The sequence below is a fragment of the Alistipes onderdonkii genome, assembly GCF_025145285.1.
Classification (GTDB): Bacteria; Bacteroidota; Bacteroidia; order Bacteroidales; family Rikenellaceae; genus Alistipes; species Alistipes onderdonkii.
Genome location: NZ_CP102251.1, coordinates 2,400,396 through 2,419,249, shown reverse-complemented (window position 1 = coordinate 2,419,249; position 18,854 = coordinate 2,400,396). Strand labels below are relative to the sequence as shown.

The window sequence follows — 18,854 nt, the reverse complement described above, 5'->3', positions numbered from 1 at the left end:
CCGTTGAGTTTAGGGTTACTCTTCGACGGTCTTACCCTCGGTCGTGAACTTCAGCCGCGGGTCAGCCTCCTTGAAGGTGCCGTCAGCCATGCGCAGCGTCCATTTTTCGGCCTGGAAAACCTCTTTCCACAGCTTCGCGTCGTCCCACATCGACTTCACATAGCGGATGCGCATCACGGGCTTCATATCCCGCAGGACGAAATCCACGGACACGATGCCGTCCGTACACGAAAGGAAGCTCTTGAAATAGGGGAACGCATTGCGGATCGGCATCTTCTCGATACCGGGGAATACCATCTCGTAGACCGCCTTGGGGAACTGCTCGTCGTCCCCCCACTTCTCCTGGTTGGCAACGAACCTGCCCGCGAGCTTCTCCACATCGCGGAACATGATCTGCGCAAACTCTTCACGCGAAACCTGTCCGGCGACCGCATAGCTTTTAAGCACCGTATGCATCGGGATCACCTTCTCGCTCTCCTTGGTCGGGATGACCAGTTCCTTGGCGTCGATCGCCTCCCCGAACATCTTTTCGGTAATACCGGCAGCCGGATCGACGTAGACCGTCACATCCACCGGACAGGCGAACTCCGACGTGAAGCCGTAGACTCCCTCGATCTTCTGGAGCACCATGCCGAAATAGATCATATCCATCCGGTCGTGGAGCCCTTCGACGCCGAGCTTCACCACGTCGAGCATCGGCACCTGCTCGCCCGGCATGGCATATTTGCGCAGCGTCGGCGCAAAGATCGCAGCCTGTATCTTCAGCGTATCGGTGGCAGCCGGGTCGTAAAGCACCTCGACACCATGGCGGCGTACGAAGGTCTTGACGCCGTATACGCCCTGCACGGCCTGCATCTTGGCCGAAAAAGCCTTCGACGAACCGAAGCACTTGATCGTCTGCAAGCCCTCCATCTCGAACGTCTGCAGGTTCTCGACCTTCTCGTAGTCGCCCCACTTCTCGTCGATCGTCGGCAGTTCCATGGTGGAACCCAGCCATATGGCCAGGAAGAAGAGCACCACGGCCAGCAACCCGGGCACCCAGCGCAGCGAACGGCGGCCGTTGACCTGCAAGGCATCCTTGGCACACGCACCGATGCAGTTGCCGCACAACGTACAGTCGACATGCTTCACCTTCACATAGTCATGGATCGGAAGCTGGTAGGGACATTTCTTTTCGCACAGTCCGCAATTATTGCAGGTGTTCAAGTCCCGCTTGATGTACATCAGGGGGAAGGTGCAGCTGCGCATCTTGGCGATCTCGACGATATAGGCGGCAAGACATGCGCCGCCGATCGTCCATACCCATGCGTTCGCAACGCCCAGCGCACCGAGCGCCCAGCCGCCGAGGGCGGCGATCACGAACAGCAGCGTGAATTTGAAAATGTTGCTGGCAGCTCCCAGCGGACAGATATACTTGCACCAGAACATCTTCACCACGAAGCCGCCCAGGAGCAGCAGCGCAAGGCTCGTGAGCGACATCCAAAGCACGATTTCGCCCTTGAAACCCGTAGCCACGGCATAGAACGGGTCGAGTTTCTTGCAGAACAGCTCGCTCGACGAGAGCGTGAAATAGAGGATCGTGAAGAGCAGCACGTACTTCACCACGCGCAGCAGTTTGTCGACGACGCTGCCCGAAGGGACATCGACCTGCAGGTGCAGTTTTTTCCCGGCACGCCCCATCCACTCGCCGACGGTGCCCAGCGGACAGAGGTATCCGCAAAAAAGTTTGCTGAACAGAATCACTCCCACGGCGAGCACGAGGCCCATCATGATCTGGAGCATCGACATCGAGCAGGCCAGCGAGTTGTTCACCACATAGGTACCGAAAGCCTGCAACCCGCCGAAAGGACAATATGCCTCGACATCGACGGGTTTGTCGCTCAATTTGGCCCAAAGCACCGTGCCCGCAATGGCGGCCAGTACGCCCCATTGCAGCAGGTGCTTCAGATAATTAGGTTTACGTTTCATTTATTGTTGTTTGTGTTGTGTGTGTTTGTGTGTGCGGGGGTGAGGATCACTCCTTGTCCTTGATACAGCGGACGGGAGCGGCGCAATAACCACCCTGGTAAGCGATTGTCATGCGATTGTAACTCTTGTTGTAAGTTATCATGCCGGCATAATACTGGATGTTCTTGATGCCGCTTTCCGGATCGTCGGCCGTATTGTAAGTAACCTTGTAACCCGTCGAGCTGGGGAAATATCCCATGCCGAACGCCGAAGCGTCGACAGCCGAGACCGTGGCCATATAGGCCGGGGTCGCCGTGGCGCTCGCCGCATTGATATAGCCGCAGCCCGCAATATTGAAACCGTCCTTGTTGAGCGCAGCAATCGAACCGCCGCTCTGCGTCTTGTCGAAATAGGGCGACGTCGGGTCGGACAGGCTGCCGCTGCCGACACCCGCCAGCTTGAGCCACTCGGCCATCGTCGGGATATGCCACCCGTCGGGGCAAATACCCTGCGCACCCTCGTATTGGTCGAAATTGGTGCCCGTCATCTCGTCGGTCATTCCCAGCATCACGGGATAGCTGTACAGCAGGCCCGCGGTCTCAGTCAACGACGGGTCGGCGGCTTTCGAGAGGTTGCAGGGGTACCACACCCCGTTGCCGTCCTTCGGGTCGCTCGATATGGTTTTGCCTTCGGGAACATAGCGCAGGTTCTCGGCCATCCACGTGCGGCCGTCCTTGAGCGTGACGATCTTGTACTTCACGCCGCCCCACTCGACGGTCGGGGTCTCCACTTCGCCGTCGCCGTCCGGCAGCAGGTCGTCTCCGTCGACCCAGCCCGCGATCGGGCCGCTGAATTTCACCTGAATGTCAGCCGGCTGCACGTTGCAGTCCATGCGGCGGTTCTCACCCGACTTGAGGTCGGTCGTGCCGAGCGTCTGCGTACGCATCTTACCATCGGCCGTGGTGACCGTAACCTTGAGCTGCACACCGTTCTGCGGCACCAGCAGCGCGTAGTAAACTTTCTCGGCAGTAGCCGTATTGGCGGTCACGTCGGATGCCTCGGCACCCGCCTTGGCCGTAAAATCGCCCGTGGCAGGATCGAGCACACCGGTGCCGACAGCACCCTTGATGACGATGTCCCGGATGTCGAAACCCGATTCGTTGGTCACGCTGATGACGATCCGCGACATTTTGTGCTTGAAGGTCATCTGCGTGGACGACAGCGTGGGCTTGACCCCCGTCTTCACGGCCACGATCAGGTCGGAAGCCGTGTAGTTCACACCGCTCTGATCCGCCTTTACCGAAAACTCCGCAGGCGCCGCGGCACCGGCCTGGTAGGGATAATAGGCGAAGAGCGTCGAGGTGGCGTTGACATCTTCGTACCAGAGGAAACCCTCGGTCTTGAAGTCCGTGCCGTCGAACGACATCTCTTTGTTCGCCACGAACGCCGAACCGTCCGCCGTCATCGTGATCGTGAGGCCGACCTTGTCGTTCAGCTCGAAATCGGTGTCCGTCGCCCGCGTGCCGGACGACATGCTTGCCGGCGTCAGCGCAGGGTTGGCGATCGTCGGGGTGATGCGCACCTGCTTGTCGCCCGTTCCGGTGCTTTCTTCCTTCGAGCAGGCGGTGAAAGCCATCGCCGCGACTGCCATCAATGTCAAAATCTTTTTCATAATCTATCCTTTTGAATTTAAAAATTATATCCTACACTCAGCGTCGCCGCGACCCGGTTGGGCTGCGCGACGTATTCCAGTCCGAAACCGTGTTCGTAACGCGCGAACACGTCGACATAGAACCGTTTGATATTGCGCCGCAGCCCGAGCGCCGCCCCCAGCCGTTTGGCCGTGAGGTATTCGTTTTCGTAATCGTAGTAAGCGGTCAGCTGCCCGGGATATTCGCCCGGCTGCACGCCGGGGGTTTCGAACTGCGTTTCACACTCCGAGAAACCTCCCAGGCGGTAATCCGCCGCGAGGGTCAGCTCCCAGAGGCCGAACGTGCGGATCAGCGAGGCATATATCTTGGTAAAGTGGAGCTTCTGCCCCTTGACATAGGGGTACATCAGCGTCGATTCGCGGTTGAGCTGCGAATAACCGACCCCGGCACGCAAATCCGTATGCGGTGCCACGAACTCGTATTCGCCCCCAAGGTCGAGCCCCTTGCGCCCGAAAGTCGGTGTCGAACCGTGTATGGTGATGGTCTGCACGCCGTTGATGGTCTCGGTGGTGATGATGTTCTCGTCGGTGCGGAGCGTCTGCCAGTCGAGATTCACGCGCACGAAATGCCTGCGCAGTGCCGTTCCCAGCGACAGGGCGGCGTTCGCCGTCACCTGGTGCGTTTCGAACAGATGCCAGATAATGCGGCTCTCGCCCGTCTCGCCCTGCCTGTTACGGTAGGCGACGTCGGCATAGAACGGCCCGTATTGCAACTGGACGCCCGCCCCCTGCGTATTCTCGCGGACGGGGAATCCCGAAACGCCGTTGGTCGAGAGGTGTATGTCGGTGCTCCCCCACTTCTCCAGCGACCCGTAGAGCAGTCCCCGGTCGAAGAATGCCTCGTACAGATCGGCACCGGGGCCCACGCCTTCCGCATCGACCTTCTCGCTGTTCGTACCCACGATATAGACCGCACCGGCGGCAAAACGCCCCGCGTGGTACATTATACCGGGTGAAAATTCGAAATCCAGCCGTGTGTTCTTATGGCGCAGGTCTTTGCGCTTGGCATAGTTGCGGGCTTCGAACTCTACGCGCAGGCCGCCCGTCCACCGGTTGCCCAGCACGGCCGACATACCGCCCGTGAAGGTATAATCCTCGCGCACCTTGCGCCCCGGCGTAAATTCGAGGATGTCCACCGGATAATACCCCGGTTCGGTGAACATCGAGCCGCACATGTTGCGGCCGTCGAAATAGTCGTAGCCGAACCCGCCCGCGAACGAGACCTTCTTCAGGTGGCGCACCGACTCGGTTTTCGCCCCGGCATTCCAGCTGTCGTCCGACGCGGAGTGGCCCGTAAGCCCGCCGTTCTCCTTGGTGAAATAGATTTCGGCATAGGAACGGCTCAGGGAGTCCTGCCGGATACCCGCAGCGTTCGGGCCGCCGTTCCAGGGGTTGCGGCGGAAAATATAGTCGAAACGCTCCTGCGCCGTGGCAGCAGAGACGGCGGCCAACATCAGTATCGTTAAAATCCGTCTCATAGGCTAATCTCGCAAAGATTGTGTCTCACGCTCATAAAAATCGTTCGACGAGTTATTGGTATCCACGTACCTTTCGAAGCCGGCAGCCGCCGTGGCCGCTTCATCCAGCTTCCGGTGCAGGGTATGTCCCTGCGCCTTGGCCGAGAAGCCGACGTAACCGGCATCCACATCGGTGTGCAGGCGTTTGTGCTTGGTCGCCTCGGTCATGTTGCATACCTCGACGCCGTCCACGATCCAGTCGTCCCACGGGATCTTCGAATAGGTGATGCTGCCGCTCTGAACCGTCGACTGGAGGTCGTCGGCCAGATAGGCATCCAGATCGAACCCTTCGGGCGCCCGGAAAAGGATCACGGCGGGCGAATTCTGCGAGATCACGTAGACGACGGCCGTATTCGTCCCGGTCTTTTTCAGCACCTTCATGTAATGCGCCTGGTCGATCTGGTCGCCCGGGACAGGCGTGGGGTGCAACTTGTTGCCGGGATAGTATACCATGTCGTAGAGCACGAAACAGCCCTTGCGGTTGAGGTTCACCGACTGGGAATAGGTCTGCGTATGGTCGACGCCATGGTAGGCCACCACGGCATCCTCGCCGGGTTGCAGCGGGAAATCCGTCCCCGAGCCCGGGAACATCCAGATACAGTCGGGTACGGCGGCGTAATCACGGAAAACGATGTTGCCCGAAGGGTCGGTGCTCGTCCAGGGATTGGCGGCCTGCGAGTTGTAGGGGGCGACCATCGCCAGGCACAGCCCGTCAAGGTAATAGGTCTCGAAACCGTTGTTGTGCAGGATGATATATTTGTCGTCGGCATAAGTCCCCGTCGCCGGCGGATCCTGCATGCAGCCGCCCGAGTAGATCTCCTTGATGAGGATCGTACCCGGCTTGGAAAATTTCAGCGCCACGTCGACTTCCTTGTCCTCGCCGACAAGGTCGACCTGCTCGATCGTACCGTTGAATACCGCCGAATCGTCGGGCAGGTCGAGCACCGAGAGACGGTAATGCCCGGCAGCGACGCGGAACCCGGCGTGGCCCTGCGCATCGGTCAGGGCGGTATAAACATTGCCCGTATTGCGGTCGGAGAGTTTCACCGCGACGCCTTCGCGCAGATAGCCGGCGTACCCCTCGGGATACACGGCCGTCACACGGAGTTCGCGCAGCGCACCGTCGTAAGGGTTCCTGTCGAACGACGTGCAACCGGCCACCAGCAGACAGGACAATATGCAAAGTATCTTTCTCATCGTTTTCAGAATTTAAGACGTACCGTAAGTCCGTAATAGAAATCGGGTGTGAAGACCGCCTTGACACCCGTGGCGTACGACGCGACGAAGGGCCGCGAATTGGTGAAGTTATTGGCGTAGAACGAGACGGAGACATGGTCGCCGATCTCCTTCGTGATGCTCAGGTTGGCCGAGAAATAGGGGTCGTAACCGTCGCCGTTGAAAGAGTAGGCATTGCCCGAACGCAACAGCAGGGAGGAGAAGGCCGGATCGTTCTTCTCGGCATCGGTGAAGGGATGGCGGTTGCCGTCGAGGTCGATGTAGGCCACAGGCCAGATCGCCGTATAGCTGTCTCCGTCGTAGATGCTCCCGCCGGTGGGGTTACGATCCTCGTCGACATTGAAGGCATATTCGCGCCCCCTGTACTCCGAGAGGTTCTGCGAGCGCTTCACGAGCGTGGCTTCGAGCCGCAGCGAGATGATCATACGGATCGAGGGCACATGCGTCGTGGCCGTGAGGTTCATATCCAGCGCATGCAGCTTCCGGCCGTTGTAGGTGACGTTGGAGCTGCCCCCGTTATCGAGATAAACCCCCACATAGGGGTAGAACTCGCCGCCGGTCGAGGTCGAGGGATAGTAGCATGCCTCACCCTCGTTGACGTATTTGGTATAGCCGTAAGCCCCGTCAAGCCGCAGCTGCGTGCGGATGGGGTTGATCTGCGGGAATTCCACGACGAACTCCAGCCCCATGCGGTCTACGGGCGAACCGTTGTTCTGGTAGGTATTCTTGACGAACGTCCGCTTCGTGGAAGTGGTCTGCATGGCGATCCAGCCGGCCGAGGGGTTGTCCTTGTCACGGACGAAGATTTCGCCCGTCTGGCTGTCGACCCGGAAAGCCGGGTTCGCCGGCATCGTGTATGCAGTCCCGTCGGGCAGCGTGGAGGGCACGCCCATCATATTATAGGAGAACGGCTCGAAGGCGGCGCTCAGCTTATAGGGGTATTTCGTGCGGTTGAAATAGCCGACCAGCGAGATCGAGGTACCCCCGATACGCAGGTCGACGCCGACCTCGGAATTGCGGTTGCGCTGCCATTTCAGGTTGTCGTTGTAGAGTATCTGGTAAGGCTGCGTGTGGTAGACATAGGCGCTCTGCCCCGACCCATAGTTGGTAGCGAACACGGGCGTATCGCGGTATTCGGGCAGCGGGTAAAGCACGTTGAACGACGGCAGTTTCTCGGTGATGCCCCAGCCTCCGCGGACAGTCAGACGGTCGTTGATGCGGAATTTCAGGTTGAAGCGCGGCGAGAGGCTCGACGTATTCTCGTATTGCGTATTTTTGATAAAAGTCTTTTCGGCACGCAGGCCCGCCATCAGTTGCAGCGTGGTCGCCCCCAGCGGCACAGTCAGCGTCTCCTCCACGTAGGCCGCGAGGTTATGCATATAGGGGATGTCCGTATACGGACGGGGGCGGTAACCGTTAGGCGCGAGGGAGGGAGTCGCATAGTACTCCCCGTCCCCGACATTACCGTTGGCCCGCCACGAAGCGCCGACCTTGGCATTGCTGTGCACGTCGCCCCAGCTGCGCACCCACGTGGCCTTGAGGTTGGCCGCATAGTCGAGCTGCTTGGAATCGACGTATTTGGTCGAATAATAGACCGGAGGGAGCATCTCGGCGATGTAATACCCTTCCTGTTCGGCATGGACGGCCGGAAGGGAGGTCGAATTGAGATTATAGGTGCGCTTGCGCGCAAGGTTGTCGGTATAGTTGAGCGACGCATCGAAATCCAGGCTCGTGATCCACGACCTGTTCAGCAGCCATTTGAACGAGGTGTTGGCACGCAGCACATTGTCGCGCACCTTCTCCCACTCGCCTTTCTGGGCATCGGGGTCGTCTTCGGTATTCATACCGCCGATATTGGCCGTCACGCCGAAGTTGAAGCGCAGCACCTTGGCGAAGGTATTCTGGTAGTTGAGCGCCAGCCCCGTGCGGGAATAGGAGGTGTAGGGCGACGCAGGGTTCTTCGTGGCCCGCGTATACTCGACGTTGCTGTTCAGCACGCCGCGGTTTTGACCCAGGTCGAAGCCCTTCGAGGCGGCGATCTGTTTGGTGCGCGGGTTGGTGGAGAGTGTCACCGTATAGGGCGTCTTGCCCTTGCGGGTCGAGATTTTCACCACGCCCGACGAGATGTCGCCGTATTCGGCCGAAGGTACGCCGGTCACTACCTCGACCGACTCGATGTTGGTCGCCGACAGGTTACGTGTGCTGGCACCCGTCGGGTCGCCCAGCGAAGCATTGGTGGAAAGGCGTACGCCGTCGACTTCGACGGCCGTACCGAACGCCGCATTGCCGGCCGTGCTCCCGCCGCTGCGCAGCGAGAAGACATTGTCCTTCATCAGGTCGGGGTTGACCGTCTTGCCGCCCGGCAGCAGTGCCGAGATGTCCGACGCATTGACCATTTGCAGGTGGTCGATGGCATTGCCGCCGATCGTACGCGACGTAGCCATGGCGTTGGGCGCCTCCTTGGCCGTCACCACGACGCTCTCCAGTTTCAGGTTATCCTCGGGGGCATAAAGCCTGACCGGCCCCATCCCCATACGCACGTCGACCTCGGCTTCGGTGGTAACGAACCCCAGGCAGGAAACGACAAAACGCGTTTCCCCGGCCGGGACTCCCTTCACCGTGAAGTTTCCGTCGGCATCGGCCACGGCCCACAATCCGGACTGCGGCAATTCGACGACTGCTTGTCCGATCGGCTTGCCGGTATCCTTTACAAGCACCCGTCCCGTAACGTCGAGACGCTGCGCCGACACGACAGCCGGGACAATCGTGCATAAAAACAGTAGTAAAAGTTTCCTCATATGCTTGACCTAACGCAACAAATATAACGAAAAAGCATTACCCATAAACCGTTTATGTTATTTTTTTAACATATAACGTAATTTTTGCCTGCAAAAATAGCGATTCGGGCCTCAGGCGGCAATCGCCATTTATGGGGATTTTCACCGGCCACCCTACCGGGATATGCGCATAAAACGGGGTTTTCCCATCTTTATATTATATAGGTCGGAAAGATTAATATATGATTTTCAGTACTCTGTATTGCATAGTATGCATTTTTTGCTTACATTTGCCGATATTATAACCACATTTATTGGTGTTTGGTAATTTTTTATTGATTTTCGATAAAAATAAATTGTTTTTCAAGATTATATTATTACCTTTGTCCCAAGCGCCTCACACACCGCTTACAGATTGTAACCCTCAACATCGCAAACCGCTTTATAACGGCAGACTGAATATGATAAAGCTGGAAAACATCAACAAGACCTATAATAATGGGTCACCCCTGCACGTGCTCAAAGGCATCGACCTCGATGTAGAAAAGGGCGAACTGGTCTCGATCATGGGCGCCTCGGGTTCAGGAAAATCCACCCTGCTGAACATCCTCGGGATTCTCGACGACTACGACAGCGGCAGTTACTACCTGGCCGGACGGCTGATCAAGAACCTCAGCGAAACGCAGGCCGCCGCCGCGCGCAACAACATGATCGGCTATATTTTCCAGTCCTTCAACCTGATCAATTACAAGAACGCCGTCGAAAACGTCGCCCTGCCGCTCTACTACCAGGGCATCTCGCGCCGCAAACGCAACGCCCAGGCACTCGAATACCTCGACATGCTGGGGCTCAGGGAGTGGGCCGACCACATGCCCAACGAAATGTCCGGCGGCCAGAAACAGCGCGTGGCCATCGCCCGGGCGCTTATCAACAAGCCCCAGATCATCCTAGCCGACGAACCCACGGGCGCACTGGACAGCGCCACCTCGCAGGAAGTGATGAACCTGCTGCGCAGCGTGAACGTTGATATGGGCATGACCATCATCTGCGTCACGCACGAACAGTCGATCGCCGACCAAACGGACAAGATCATCCGTCTTACGGACGGCGTCATCAGCAGTATCACCGAAACCGGACTCGGAAAGCGATGAGGGAACTGCTGCTGGAGATCTGGACATCGGTGCGCCGCAACAAGCTGCGCACGTTCCTCACGGGCTTCTCGGTCGCGTGGGGCATTTTCATGCTCGTCATCCTGCTGGGCTCGGGCAACGGGCTCAAGAACGGCGTAACCTCCAATTTCGGCAACTACGCCACCAACTCGATCAACCTCTACGGCGGCCGTACTTCGAAGCCCTACATGGGCTACCAGAAGGGGCGCCGCATCCGCCTGTGGAACAGCGACCTCGAAATCCTCGCCCGGGAATTCCCCGAGGTAGACGAAGTGGCTGCCAACTCGTGGTTCGACAACCATACGGCAACCTACGGGAACGAATACACCAAGGTCTGGCTGCGCGGCTCGCTGCCCAAGATCGAACAGATCGAGGGCGTGGAGATCGTAAAGGGGCGCTTCGTCAACGACGCCGACATCCGCGAATACCGCAAGTCGCTGGTCATCGACCAGGCCATGCAGTCCCTGCTATTCAAAGGAGCCGATCCGCTGGGGGCCAGGATCAAGCTCGACAGCACGGTATTCACCGTGGTCGGTGTCTACAAGGGCGACGCCCAGCGCAGCAGTTCGTCGTGTTACATTCCGCTGACCACCGGGCAGCTGCTCTACAACGCCAACAGCCCCGAAGTGAACAATGCCATCATCACCATCAAGGGCGTCCACACCACCGAGGCGATGAAGGAGTTCGAAAAGCGCGTCATCCGGCGCCTTTCCGCCGAGCACCATTTCGCCCCCGACGACGAAAGCGCCATCTGGCTCGACAATACGATGGAAACCTACAAGAATTTCATGATGGTTTTCGCAGGCATCAACGTCTTCGTCTGGATCATCGGCCTGGGGACGCTGCTGGCCGGCATCGTCGGCGTGAGCAACATCATGCTCGTGACGGTCACGGAGCGCACCTCCGAATTCGGCATACGCAAGGCGCTGGGCGCCAAGCCCGTGTCGATCATCAGGCTAATCCTCACCGAGTCGGTGATGATAACCGCCGTATTCGGGTACCTGGGTATGGTATTCGGCGTGGCGATGATGGAAGGGGTCAACTACATGCTCAACCAGACGCCGACGGGCGGCGGCCATGCGCCGTCGATCTTCCTCAACCCGACGCTCGACCTGGGCGTTGCGGTCAGCGCGACGGTCGTGCTGGTCATCGCCGGCCTGATCGCAGGCTACGTCCCCGCCTACCGGGCCGCACAACTCAAGACAATCGACGCCCTGCGTTATAACAAGTAGAAGCCATGGGATTTTTCGATACAGACCGCTGGAACGAGATATGGCAGACGATCTCCCGCAACCGCAAGCGCAGCATCATGACGGCACTGGGCGTCTTCTGGGGCATCTTCATGCTTACCGTACTGCTGGGTGCCGGCATGGGGCTGGGGCGCCTGTTCCGGGCGCAGCTGGGCGACATGTCGACCAACACGCTGCTCATACAGCCTTCGCAGACCTCGCTCCCCTACAAAGGCATGCCCAAGAACCGCTGGTGGCGCATGAACAACGACGACGTGGAAAACGTCCGGGGGCTCAAGGAGGTGCAGTACGCCTCGGGCGTCTACTGGGGCGGGGAGATCCATTGCAGCTACAACGAACGCAAGGGCGACTATTCGCTGATGGGCTATATGCCCGACTACCAGCAGATCAACCCGCAGAAGATCATCTACGGCCGCTTCATCAACGACGTCGACATGGCGCAGAAGCGCAAGGTCTGCGTCATCGGCACCCAGATCCAGAAAGACCTGTTCCCGGGAATGGAAGACCCGACCGGCAAGGTCATCAAGGTCAACAACAGCTATTTCACCATCATCGGCGTCATGCGGCGCCAGAGCACGGCCATGTCGTTCAGCAACGTCGAACGCACGGTCGTAGCCCCGATCTCGCTCGCGCAGCAGATGTACGGCGGGGGCAACTCGATCCACATGCTGGCCATCGCCGGCCGGGAGGACACCCCGAGCAAAGAGGTCGAAACCGCCTGCAAGTCGGTGATCTTCGCCAAGCACCTGATCTCGCCGGACGACGAGAAAGCCGCCTGGTGCATGGCCACGGCCGAGATGTTCGACAAGGTGATGAGCCTCTTCTGGGGCATCGGGTTCCTGACATGGATCGTGGGCCTGGGGACACTGCTGGCCGGCATCGTCGGCGTGAGTAACATCATGCTGGTGCTGGTCAAGGAGCGCACGCAGGAGATCGGCATACGCCGCGCCCTGGGCGCACCGCCCACGGCCATCATCTCGCAGATACTCTCCGAAAGTTTCATCCTCACCTTCATCGCCGGGGTGGTCGGCCTCACGGCCGCGGTCGGGGTGCTGTCGGTCGCCGACTCGATCTATTACCAGGCGGTGACCGTGGCCCAGGAGGGTGCCGAGATCTCGTGGCAAATATCGTTCGGGACAGGCATGCTGGCGCTTTTCATCCTCGTCGCGGGCAGCCTGCTGGCGGGCGTCATCCCCGCCTACCGGGCCCTGAGCATCAAGGCTGTGGATGCAATACGTGAAGAATAACAATCAAATTCAATAGATTACGGCTATGAAAAAATTTCTGAAAATCTTTCTGGGTGTGCTCTTTGCGGCGCTGTTGCTCGGAACGTTCGTGTTCCTGTGGCAGAAGACCCGTCCGGTAAAGGTAGTCTACACGATCGTACAACCCAAACTCGACACGCTCAAACAATTCGTGGTCGCCACCGGCAAGGTCGAACCCCGCGACGAGGTGCTGATCAAGCCCCAGATTTCGGGTATCGTTTCCGACGTCTACAAGGAGGCCGGCCAGATGGTGCGCAAGGGCGAGGTGATCGCCACGGTGAAGGTCGTCCCGGAGATGGGACAGCTTTCGAGCGCCGAATCGCGCGTCTCGGTAGCCGAAATATCGCTGGCGCAGACCCGCCGCGAATTCGGCCGCACGGAAACACTGCACGACAAGGGCGTCGTCTCGGACGAGGAGTTCGAACAGGGGCGCACCGACCTCCAGAAAGCCGAGGAGGAACTGCTGAACGCCAAAGAGAATCTGGAGATCGTCAAGAACGGCATCACCAGCCGCTACAAGGAGCTCAGCAACACGCAGATCCGATCGACGATCGACGGTATGATCCTCGACGTGCCGATCAAGGTCGGAAACTCGGTGATCCAGGCCAACACGTTCAACGACGGTACGACCATCGCCTCCGTAGCCGACATGTCGAACATGCTCTTCCGGGGCAACGTCGACGAAACGGACGTCGGCAAACTGCACGAGGGCATGCCCGTGAAGCTGACGATCGGCGCCCTGCAGAACGTCGAGCTGGACGCTACCCTGGAATACGTTTCGCCCAAGGCGACCGAGGATAACGGCGTCATCATGTTCGAAGTGAAGGCCGCCGTGAAGATTCCCGCCGACGTCTTCGTGCGCGCCGGGTACAGCGCCAACGCCAGCATCGTGATCGAAAGCCGCGAAGGCGTGCTGACGCTTCCCGAGAGCACCGTCGAATTCGAGGGCGAAAAAACGTATGTCTACCTGCTCACGAGCGCCGAGGACGCCGCAGAGCAGACCTTCGACAAACGCGAAGTCAAGATCGGCCTTTCGGACGGCATCAACATCGAGCTTACCGAGGGCGTGACCGCCGACGACAAAGTCCGCGGCGCGAAGGAAGACAAGAAGAAATAACCCCAAATGCACCGCAGCATGAAAACCAGCACCCTATTCGCCGCACTCTGCACAGCTGCCGCCACACTCTGCGCAATGCCCGCGGGGGCCCAGCCCGCACCGGCTGCACCTCAAGCCGACGCAGCACCGGCACCCGGCACGCCCTGGTCGCTCGACGACTGCATCGGGTATGCCCTGGCCAACAATATCGACGTGCAGCAACGCGCCCTGCAGGTCGAACAGAACGAGGTGGAACTCTCGACGGCCAAATACAGCCGCCTGCCCGACCTGAACGCCTCGATCGGAGGCGACGCATCGTTCGGCCGCGTACTCTCGAGCGACAATACTTATAAGGACAACAACCAGACCTCGGGATCGCTCAACATCTCGACCAGCATCCCCGTATTCCAGGGCATGCGCATCAACCGCCAGGTCAAAGGCGGCAAGCTCGACCTCGCCGCAGCCATGCAGGATCTGGAACGTGCCCGCGAAGATTTGTCGATCAACGTCATGACACTCTACCTGGAGGTACTTTACAACAAGGAACTCGCCGACGTGGCCGAACGCCAGCTCGCCCTGAGCACCCTGCAGGCCACGCAGAGCCGCGAACTGGTCGCCGCCGGCAAACAGCCGGAATCGGCCCGGTACGAAAGCGAGGCGCTTCAAGCCAAAGACCAGCTGAGCCTGACCCAGGCCCGCAACGACCTGCAACTGGCACTGCTCAACCTGAGCCAGGCCCTCAACCGCGAGAGCGCCGCAGGGTTCGACGTCGTGGTTCCGGAGCTCGACAGCGTGACGCTCGCCTCGCTGCACCGGCTCGGCACGGCAGACGAGGTCTACAACTATGCGGCGGAAAACCGTCCCCATATCAAGGCGGAGCGGCTGCGGCTCGAAAGTTCGGAGAATTCAGTCCTCATTGCCAAATCGGCACTCTATCCCTCCATCTCGCTTTCAGGCGGCTACGGCACGGGGGTGTACAGCGCCGACAGCGATAAGTTCTGGGCCCAGATGCGCCACAACAGCCGCGAATACGTCGGACTGTCGATGAACATCCCGATCTTCAACCGCCGCGCCACGCGCAACAATATCCGCTCGGCACAGCTTTCGGCCCGCAGCCAGCGGCTCGCACTGACCGAAGCCGAGCTGGCGCTGCGCAAGGAGATCGAACAGGCGTGGTACAACGCCGATGCGGCGTACAGCAAATACCGTTCGGCCGGCGTGGCCCTCGCCTCGGCGAAGGTGGCATTCGCCTACGAGCAGCGGAAGGCGGAATCGGGACGTTCGACCATTTTCGATTTCAACGATGCCAAAACCCGCATGGAAAAAGCCGAGTCGGAACTCGTGCAGGCAAAATACGAATTCGTATTCCGTTCGAAAATACTGGATTTTTACCGCGGAAGACCGCTGAAACTGTGATCCGGAGAGGTGAACACATCGTACACAATAAACAAATCAGGGCGGCCGTTATCGACCGCCCTGATGCTGTCCGGAATAACCAATCCCTAAAGTTTTCCGGCAGCGGCCGGGTAAGATTTTCAGACTCCCACCCGGCACAGAAGCCCTTTTGCGTCACTAATTACCCCCTCCATCCCCTGTGTGAAGTAGGGTAGTGCAAAGATATGTAAATTATCCTGAACTGCATACCTCGGGGCCTGTTTTGTCATAACATGGGGCTGAAATGATTTACCTTGCCGGCCGAAAATGTTGCACACAGGCACAATGAGCCCACAAAAGGTTCTGCAAAAAAGCGGCTATCTGAAAAATTTGCCCTACTTTTGCAGCAAATTCTCAAACGGAAAGGATGGAATGGCTTAAAAGTTTATTCGTCGAACACTCGGCTCTGCAGGCCGTCGTGGTTATTTCGCTCATTTCGACGATCGGGATCGCACTGGGCAGGATCCGCATCTTCGGCATCTCGCTGGGCGTGGCATTCATCTTTTTCGCCGGTATCCTGGCCGGGCATTTCGGGCTGTCGATCGACCCGGCGATGCTGAACTATGCCGAGAGCTTCGGGCTCATCATCTTCGTATACGCCCTCGGCCTGCAGGTCGGCCCCGGTTTCTTCAACTCGCTGCGCGCTGACGGGCTGCGCCTGATGTCGCCGGCTCTGGCCGTAGTATTGCTCGGCACGGGGCTGGCCGTGGCAATGAGCTATACGCTGCATGTCTCGATGCCCGACATGTCGGGCATCCTGTGCGGCGCCACGACCAACACCCCGGCACTCGGTGCCGCGCAGCAGGCGCTGCAACAGATGGGTGTCGACTCCAGCGGCGCCGCCCTGAGCTGCGCCGTGACTTATCCGCTGGGTGTAGTGGGCGTCATCCTGGCCATCGTCTTCATCCGCAAACTCTTCGTCCGCCCCGCCGACATGCCGGAGCCGGACGCCGAACACCGGAAAAACGTCTTCATCGCCAGCTACCACCTGACCAACCCGGCCGTCTTCGGCAAAAGCGTCCACGAGATCGCTGCGCAGAGCCACCACCACTTCGTCATTTCGCGGGTCTGGCGCGAAGGGCAGGTTTCGATTCCCACCTCCGACAAGACGTTGCAGAAGGACGACGTCATCCTCGTGATCACCACCCCGGGCGAGGCCGACGCACTGCGCCTGATCTTCGGGGAGCAGGAACAGACGGACTGGAATACGGAGAACATCGACTGGAACGCCGTCGACAGCCAGCTCACCTCGCAGCGCATCCTCGTGACGCGCCCCGAAATCAACGGCAAGAAACTCTCCTCGCTGCGCCTGCGCAACAATTACGGCATCAACATCAGCCGCGTCTACCGCTCGGGCGTACAACTGCTGGCCACCCCCGACCTGCGTTTGCAGATGGGCGACCGCCTGACGGTCGTGGGCGAAGCCGCCGCGATCAAGCATGTGGAAAAGATTCTCGGCAATGCCGTGAAGAACCTCGAAGAGCCCAACCTCGTGGCAGTCTTCGTCGGCCTGATCCTCGGGCTCACGCTCGGGAGCATCCCCGTAAGCATCCCGGGCATCAGCCTGCCCGTAAAGCTCGGTCTGGCAGGCGGCCCGATCATCGTCGGCATCCTGATCGGCACGTTCGGCCCGCGCCTGCACATGATTACCTACACCACATACAGCGCCAACCTGATGCTCCGGGCACTGGGCCTGTCGATGTACCTCGCATGCCTGGGGCTCGAGGCGGGCACGCACTTCTTCGAGACGGTCATGCGCCCCGAAGGGGCACTATGGCTGTTGCTGGGATTCCTGCTGACGTTCGTCCCCGTCGTACTGCTGGGCATCTTCGCCCTGCGCATCCTGCGCATCGACTTCGGGTCGGTCGCCGGCATGTTGTGCGGCAGCATGGCCAACCCGATGGCACTGAACTATGCCAACGACACGATCGAGGGCGACAACCCGTCGGTTTCGTACGCCACGGTCTACCCTCTCTGCATGTTCCTGCGGGTGATTATCATTCAGGTGATGCTGATGGTTTTCCTGTAACCGCCGGTTTCGCCGGTGCGCCCGGCTCCCTCAGGTGGCGGAGCGCCTCGATATCGCTTCCCGACGGGTTTTGGAACACCCTCAGGTCGAACTCGGGGATGACGGCCAGCACATGGTCGAAGACATCCGACTGGATGCGTTCGTAATCCACCCACACCACCGTATCCGTAAAGAAATAGAGTTCCATCGGCAATCCCGTCTCCGTCGGTTGCAGCTGGCGCACCATCAGGGTCATCCCCTTGTTGACAGGCACCTCGTTGCGCAGGTACCGCTCCAGATAGGCACGGAATACCCCGAGGTTGGTCTGGTGCAGGCCGTTGATCTTGCGTTCGCCGGGGCGGATGCCATGCGCGGCGTTGTACTCCTCGACCCGTTGCTCGGTCTGATCGATATATTCGCGGATGATGTCTATGTTGCGGTATCGGGCCAGCATCTCGGGCGTACAGAATTTCACGCTCGTCATGTCCAGGTTCACCGAACGCTTCACGCGGCGCCCGCCCGACGCCTGCATCCCGCGCCAGTTCTGGAACGAATCGCTCACCAGCAGGTAAGGCGGCAGCGTAACGATCGTATTGTCCCAGTTCTGCACTTTCACGGTCGTGAGCGACACCTCGATCACCGAACCGTCCGCACCGTATTTGGGCACGGTGATCCAGTCCCCCACCTTGAGCATGTCGTTCGCCGAGAGCTGGATGCCGGATACGAAGCCGAGGATACTGTCGCGGAAAATCAGCATGATGACGGCCGCCGAAGCGCCCAGCCCCGTAAGCAGGATGGCGGGCGACTTGCCGATCAGGATCGAGACGATCAGGATGCCGCAGATCAGCGCCGCGATCCCCTGCCCGGTCTGGCGCAACCCGTTGATCGGTTTGTTTTGCCACGCTGGACGCGCCGAGACGATGTTGAAAGCCGCATAAAGCAGGGCATTGATAAAACGGAAGACCGTAACGACGATGTACACCTGCACCAGGCGCGTGACGATCGTCCTGGCTTCCGACTGTTCGTCGAAGACTACGGGAAGGACGATGACCAGCACGATGGCGCTGACGATATTGCACAACCGGCTCAGCACGGCGGAACTGAACAGTTCGTCGTCCCACGTGGCTTTGGTGCGCATCACGATGCGCCTCATCCCGTGCACGAGCACCGTGCGGCACAGGAAATCGAAAAGCACGACAGCCAGCAGCACCAGGGAGAAAGCCACCCAGCGATCCCAGCCGTTATTCAATGCGGAAGTGAGCCCGAGCCATGCGAGCAGGGCGTCGGCCCAATGTGTAAGGAGAGACTGCATACGGTATTTCTATCAAATTTCAGACCTGTCGGAAACGGCCTTCGTGGTTATCAGCGGCGGAAACCCCGGCTACGGGACGACAACGGCGACTGGGAAAGCCCGGCGGCAGGCATCATCGCAAGACATGCGTTT

At 59.3% G+C, this 18,854-nt stretch carries 12 protein-coding genes; 6 read left to right on the top strand and 6 right to left on the bottom strand.

What is annotated here, in order from left to right:
* Nucleotides 1-15: 15 nt before the first annotated feature.
* Genes NQ559_RS09835 through NQ559_RS09815 form a run of 5 tightly spaced genes read right to left on the bottom strand, consistent with a single transcriptional unit; the run spans nucleotide 16 to nucleotide 9,209 of the window.
* Nucleotides 16-1,968 (bottom strand): 4Fe-4S binding protein, encoded by a 1,953-nt coding sequence (locus tag NQ559_RS09835; RefSeq protein ID WP_018694765.1) that lies wholly within the window; start codon nucleotides 1,966-1,968, stop codon nucleotides 16-18.
* Between the two features lie 46 nt (nucleotides 1,969-2,014).
* Entirely contained in the window at nucleotides 2,015-3,619 is a 1,605-nt protein-coding gene (locus NQ559_RS09830; RefSeq protein ID WP_154653986.1) for a fimbrillin family protein, read from the bottom strand.
* A 17-nt stretch (nucleotides 3,620-3,636) separates the two neighbouring features.
* Nucleotides 3,637-5,136 carry a DUF6850 family outer membrane beta-barrel protein gene (locus NQ559_RS09825; protein WP_026318175.1) on the bottom strand — a complete coding sequence of 500 codons (1,500 nt, stop codon included), beginning with the start codon at nucleotides 5,134-5,136 and terminating at the stop codon, nucleotides 3,637-3,639.
* A 3-nt stretch (nucleotides 5,137-5,139) separates the two neighbouring features.
* A complete protein-coding gene (locus tag NQ559_RS09820) occupies nucleotides 5,140-6,372 on the bottom strand; it encodes a DUF4876 domain-containing protein (RefSeq protein WP_026318174.1) in 1,233 nt (410 codons plus the stop codon).
* A gap of 5 nt (nucleotides 6,373-6,377) precedes the next feature.
* Nucleotides 6,378-9,209, bottom strand: a complete 2,832-nt coding sequence (locus tag NQ559_RS09815) for a TonB-dependent receptor (RefSeq protein ID WP_026318173.1) — start codon at nucleotides 9,207-9,209, stop codon at nucleotides 6,378-6,380.
* A 440-nt stretch (nucleotides 9,210-9,649) separates the two neighbouring features.
* Between NQ559_RS09815 and NQ559_RS09810 the strand changes: the two genes are divergently transcribed.
* From NQ559_RS09810 to NQ559_RS09785, 6 genes are all read left to right on the top strand, one after another.
* Nucleotides 9,650-10,339: an ABC transporter ATP-binding protein gene (locus NQ559_RS09810; protein WP_018694760.1), complete on the top strand. Its 690-nt coding sequence runs from the start codon at nucleotides 9,650-9,652 to the stop codon at nucleotides 10,337-10,339.
* Complete coding sequence (locus tag NQ559_RS09805) at nucleotides 10,336-11,589, top strand: ABC transporter permease (RefSeq protein ID WP_018694759.1); 1,254 nt, start codon at nucleotides 10,336-10,338, stop codon at nucleotides 11,587-11,589. The genes NQ559_RS09810 and NQ559_RS09805 overlap by 4 nt, the downstream gene beginning before the upstream one ends.
* A gap of 5 nt (nucleotides 11,590-11,594) precedes the next feature.
* Nucleotides 11,595-12,854 (top strand): ABC transporter permease, encoded by a 1,260-nt coding sequence (locus NQ559_RS09800; RefSeq protein ID WP_018694758.1) that lies wholly within the window; start codon nucleotides 11,595-11,597, stop codon nucleotides 12,852-12,854.
* A 25-nt stretch (nucleotides 12,855-12,879) separates the two neighbouring features.
* Nucleotides 12,880-13,989, top strand: coding sequence for an efflux RND transporter periplasmic adaptor subunit (locus tag NQ559_RS09795; RefSeq protein WP_018694757.1), 1,110 nt, complete (start codon nucleotides 12,880-12,882; stop codon nucleotides 13,987-13,989).
* A gap of 6 nt (nucleotides 13,990-13,995) precedes the next feature.
* A complete protein-coding gene (locus NQ559_RS09790; protein ID WP_018694756.1) occupies nucleotides 13,996-15,384 on the top strand; it encodes a TolC family protein in 1,389 nt (462 codons plus the stop codon).
* A 385-nt stretch (nucleotides 15,385-15,769) separates the two neighbouring features.
* On the top strand, nucleotides 15,770-17,431 hold the full coding sequence (locus NQ559_RS09785; protein ID WP_018694755.1) for a putative transporter: 1,662 nt from the start codon (nucleotides 15,770-15,772) through the stop codon (nucleotides 17,429-17,431).
* Here the strand turns inward: NQ559_RS09785 and NQ559_RS09780 are convergent.
* Nucleotides 17,400-18,722 (bottom strand): mechanosensitive ion channel family protein, encoded by a 1,323-nt coding sequence (locus tag NQ559_RS09780; protein ID WP_018694754.1) that lies wholly within the window; start codon nucleotides 18,720-18,722, stop codon nucleotides 17,400-17,402. The two genes, NQ559_RS09785 and NQ559_RS09780, sit on opposite strands and share 32 nt — an antisense overlap.
* Nucleotides 18,723-18,854 lie beyond the last annotated feature (132 nt).

Bases quoted from the DNA above. Each gene is read 5' to 3' on its own strand.
- NQ559_RS09795 (WP_018694757.1), top strand. From the start codon at position 12,880: ATGAAAAAATTTCTGAAAATCTTTCTGGGTGTGCTCTTTGCGGCGCTG.
- NQ559_RS09825 (WP_026318175.1), bottom strand. From the start codon at position 5,136: ATGAGACGGATTTTAACGATACTGATGTTGGCCGCCGTCTCTGCTGCC.
- NQ559_RS09785 (WP_018694755.1), top strand. From the start codon at position 15,770: ATGGAATGGCTTAAAAGTTTATTCGTCGAACACTCGGCTCTGCAGGCC.
- NQ559_RS09800 (WP_018694758.1), top strand. From the start codon at position 11,595: ATGGGATTTTTCGATACAGACCGCTGGAACGAGATATGGCAGACGATC.
- NQ559_RS09815 (WP_026318173.1), bottom strand. From the start codon at position 9,209: ATGAGGAAACTTTTACTACTGTTTTTATGCACGATTGTCCCGGCTGTC.
- NQ559_RS09830 (WP_154653986.1), bottom strand. From the start codon at position 3,619: ATGAAAAAGATTTTGACATTGATGGCAGTCGCGGCGATGGCTTTCACC.
- NQ559_RS09835 (WP_018694765.1), bottom strand. From the start codon at position 1,968: ATGAAACGTAAACCTAATTATCTGAAGCACCTGCTGCAATGGGGCGTA.
- NQ559_RS09780 (WP_018694754.1), bottom strand. From the start codon at position 18,722: ATGCAGTCTCTCCTTACACATTGGGCCGACGCCCTGCTCGCATGGCTC.
- NQ559_RS09805 (WP_018694759.1), top strand. From the start codon at position 10,336: ATGAGGGAACTGCTGCTGGAGATCTGGACATCGGTGCGCCGCAACAAG.
- NQ559_RS09790 (WP_018694756.1), top strand. From the start codon at position 13,996: ATGCACCGCAGCATGAAAACCAGCACCCTATTCGCCGCACTCTGCACA.
- NQ559_RS09820 (WP_026318174.1), bottom strand. From the start codon at position 6,372: ATGAGAAAGATACTTTGCATATTGTCCTGTCTGCTGGTGGCCGGTTGC.
- NQ559_RS09810 (WP_018694760.1), top strand. From the start codon at position 9,650: ATGATAAAGCTGGAAAACATCAACAAGACCTATAATAATGGGTCACCC.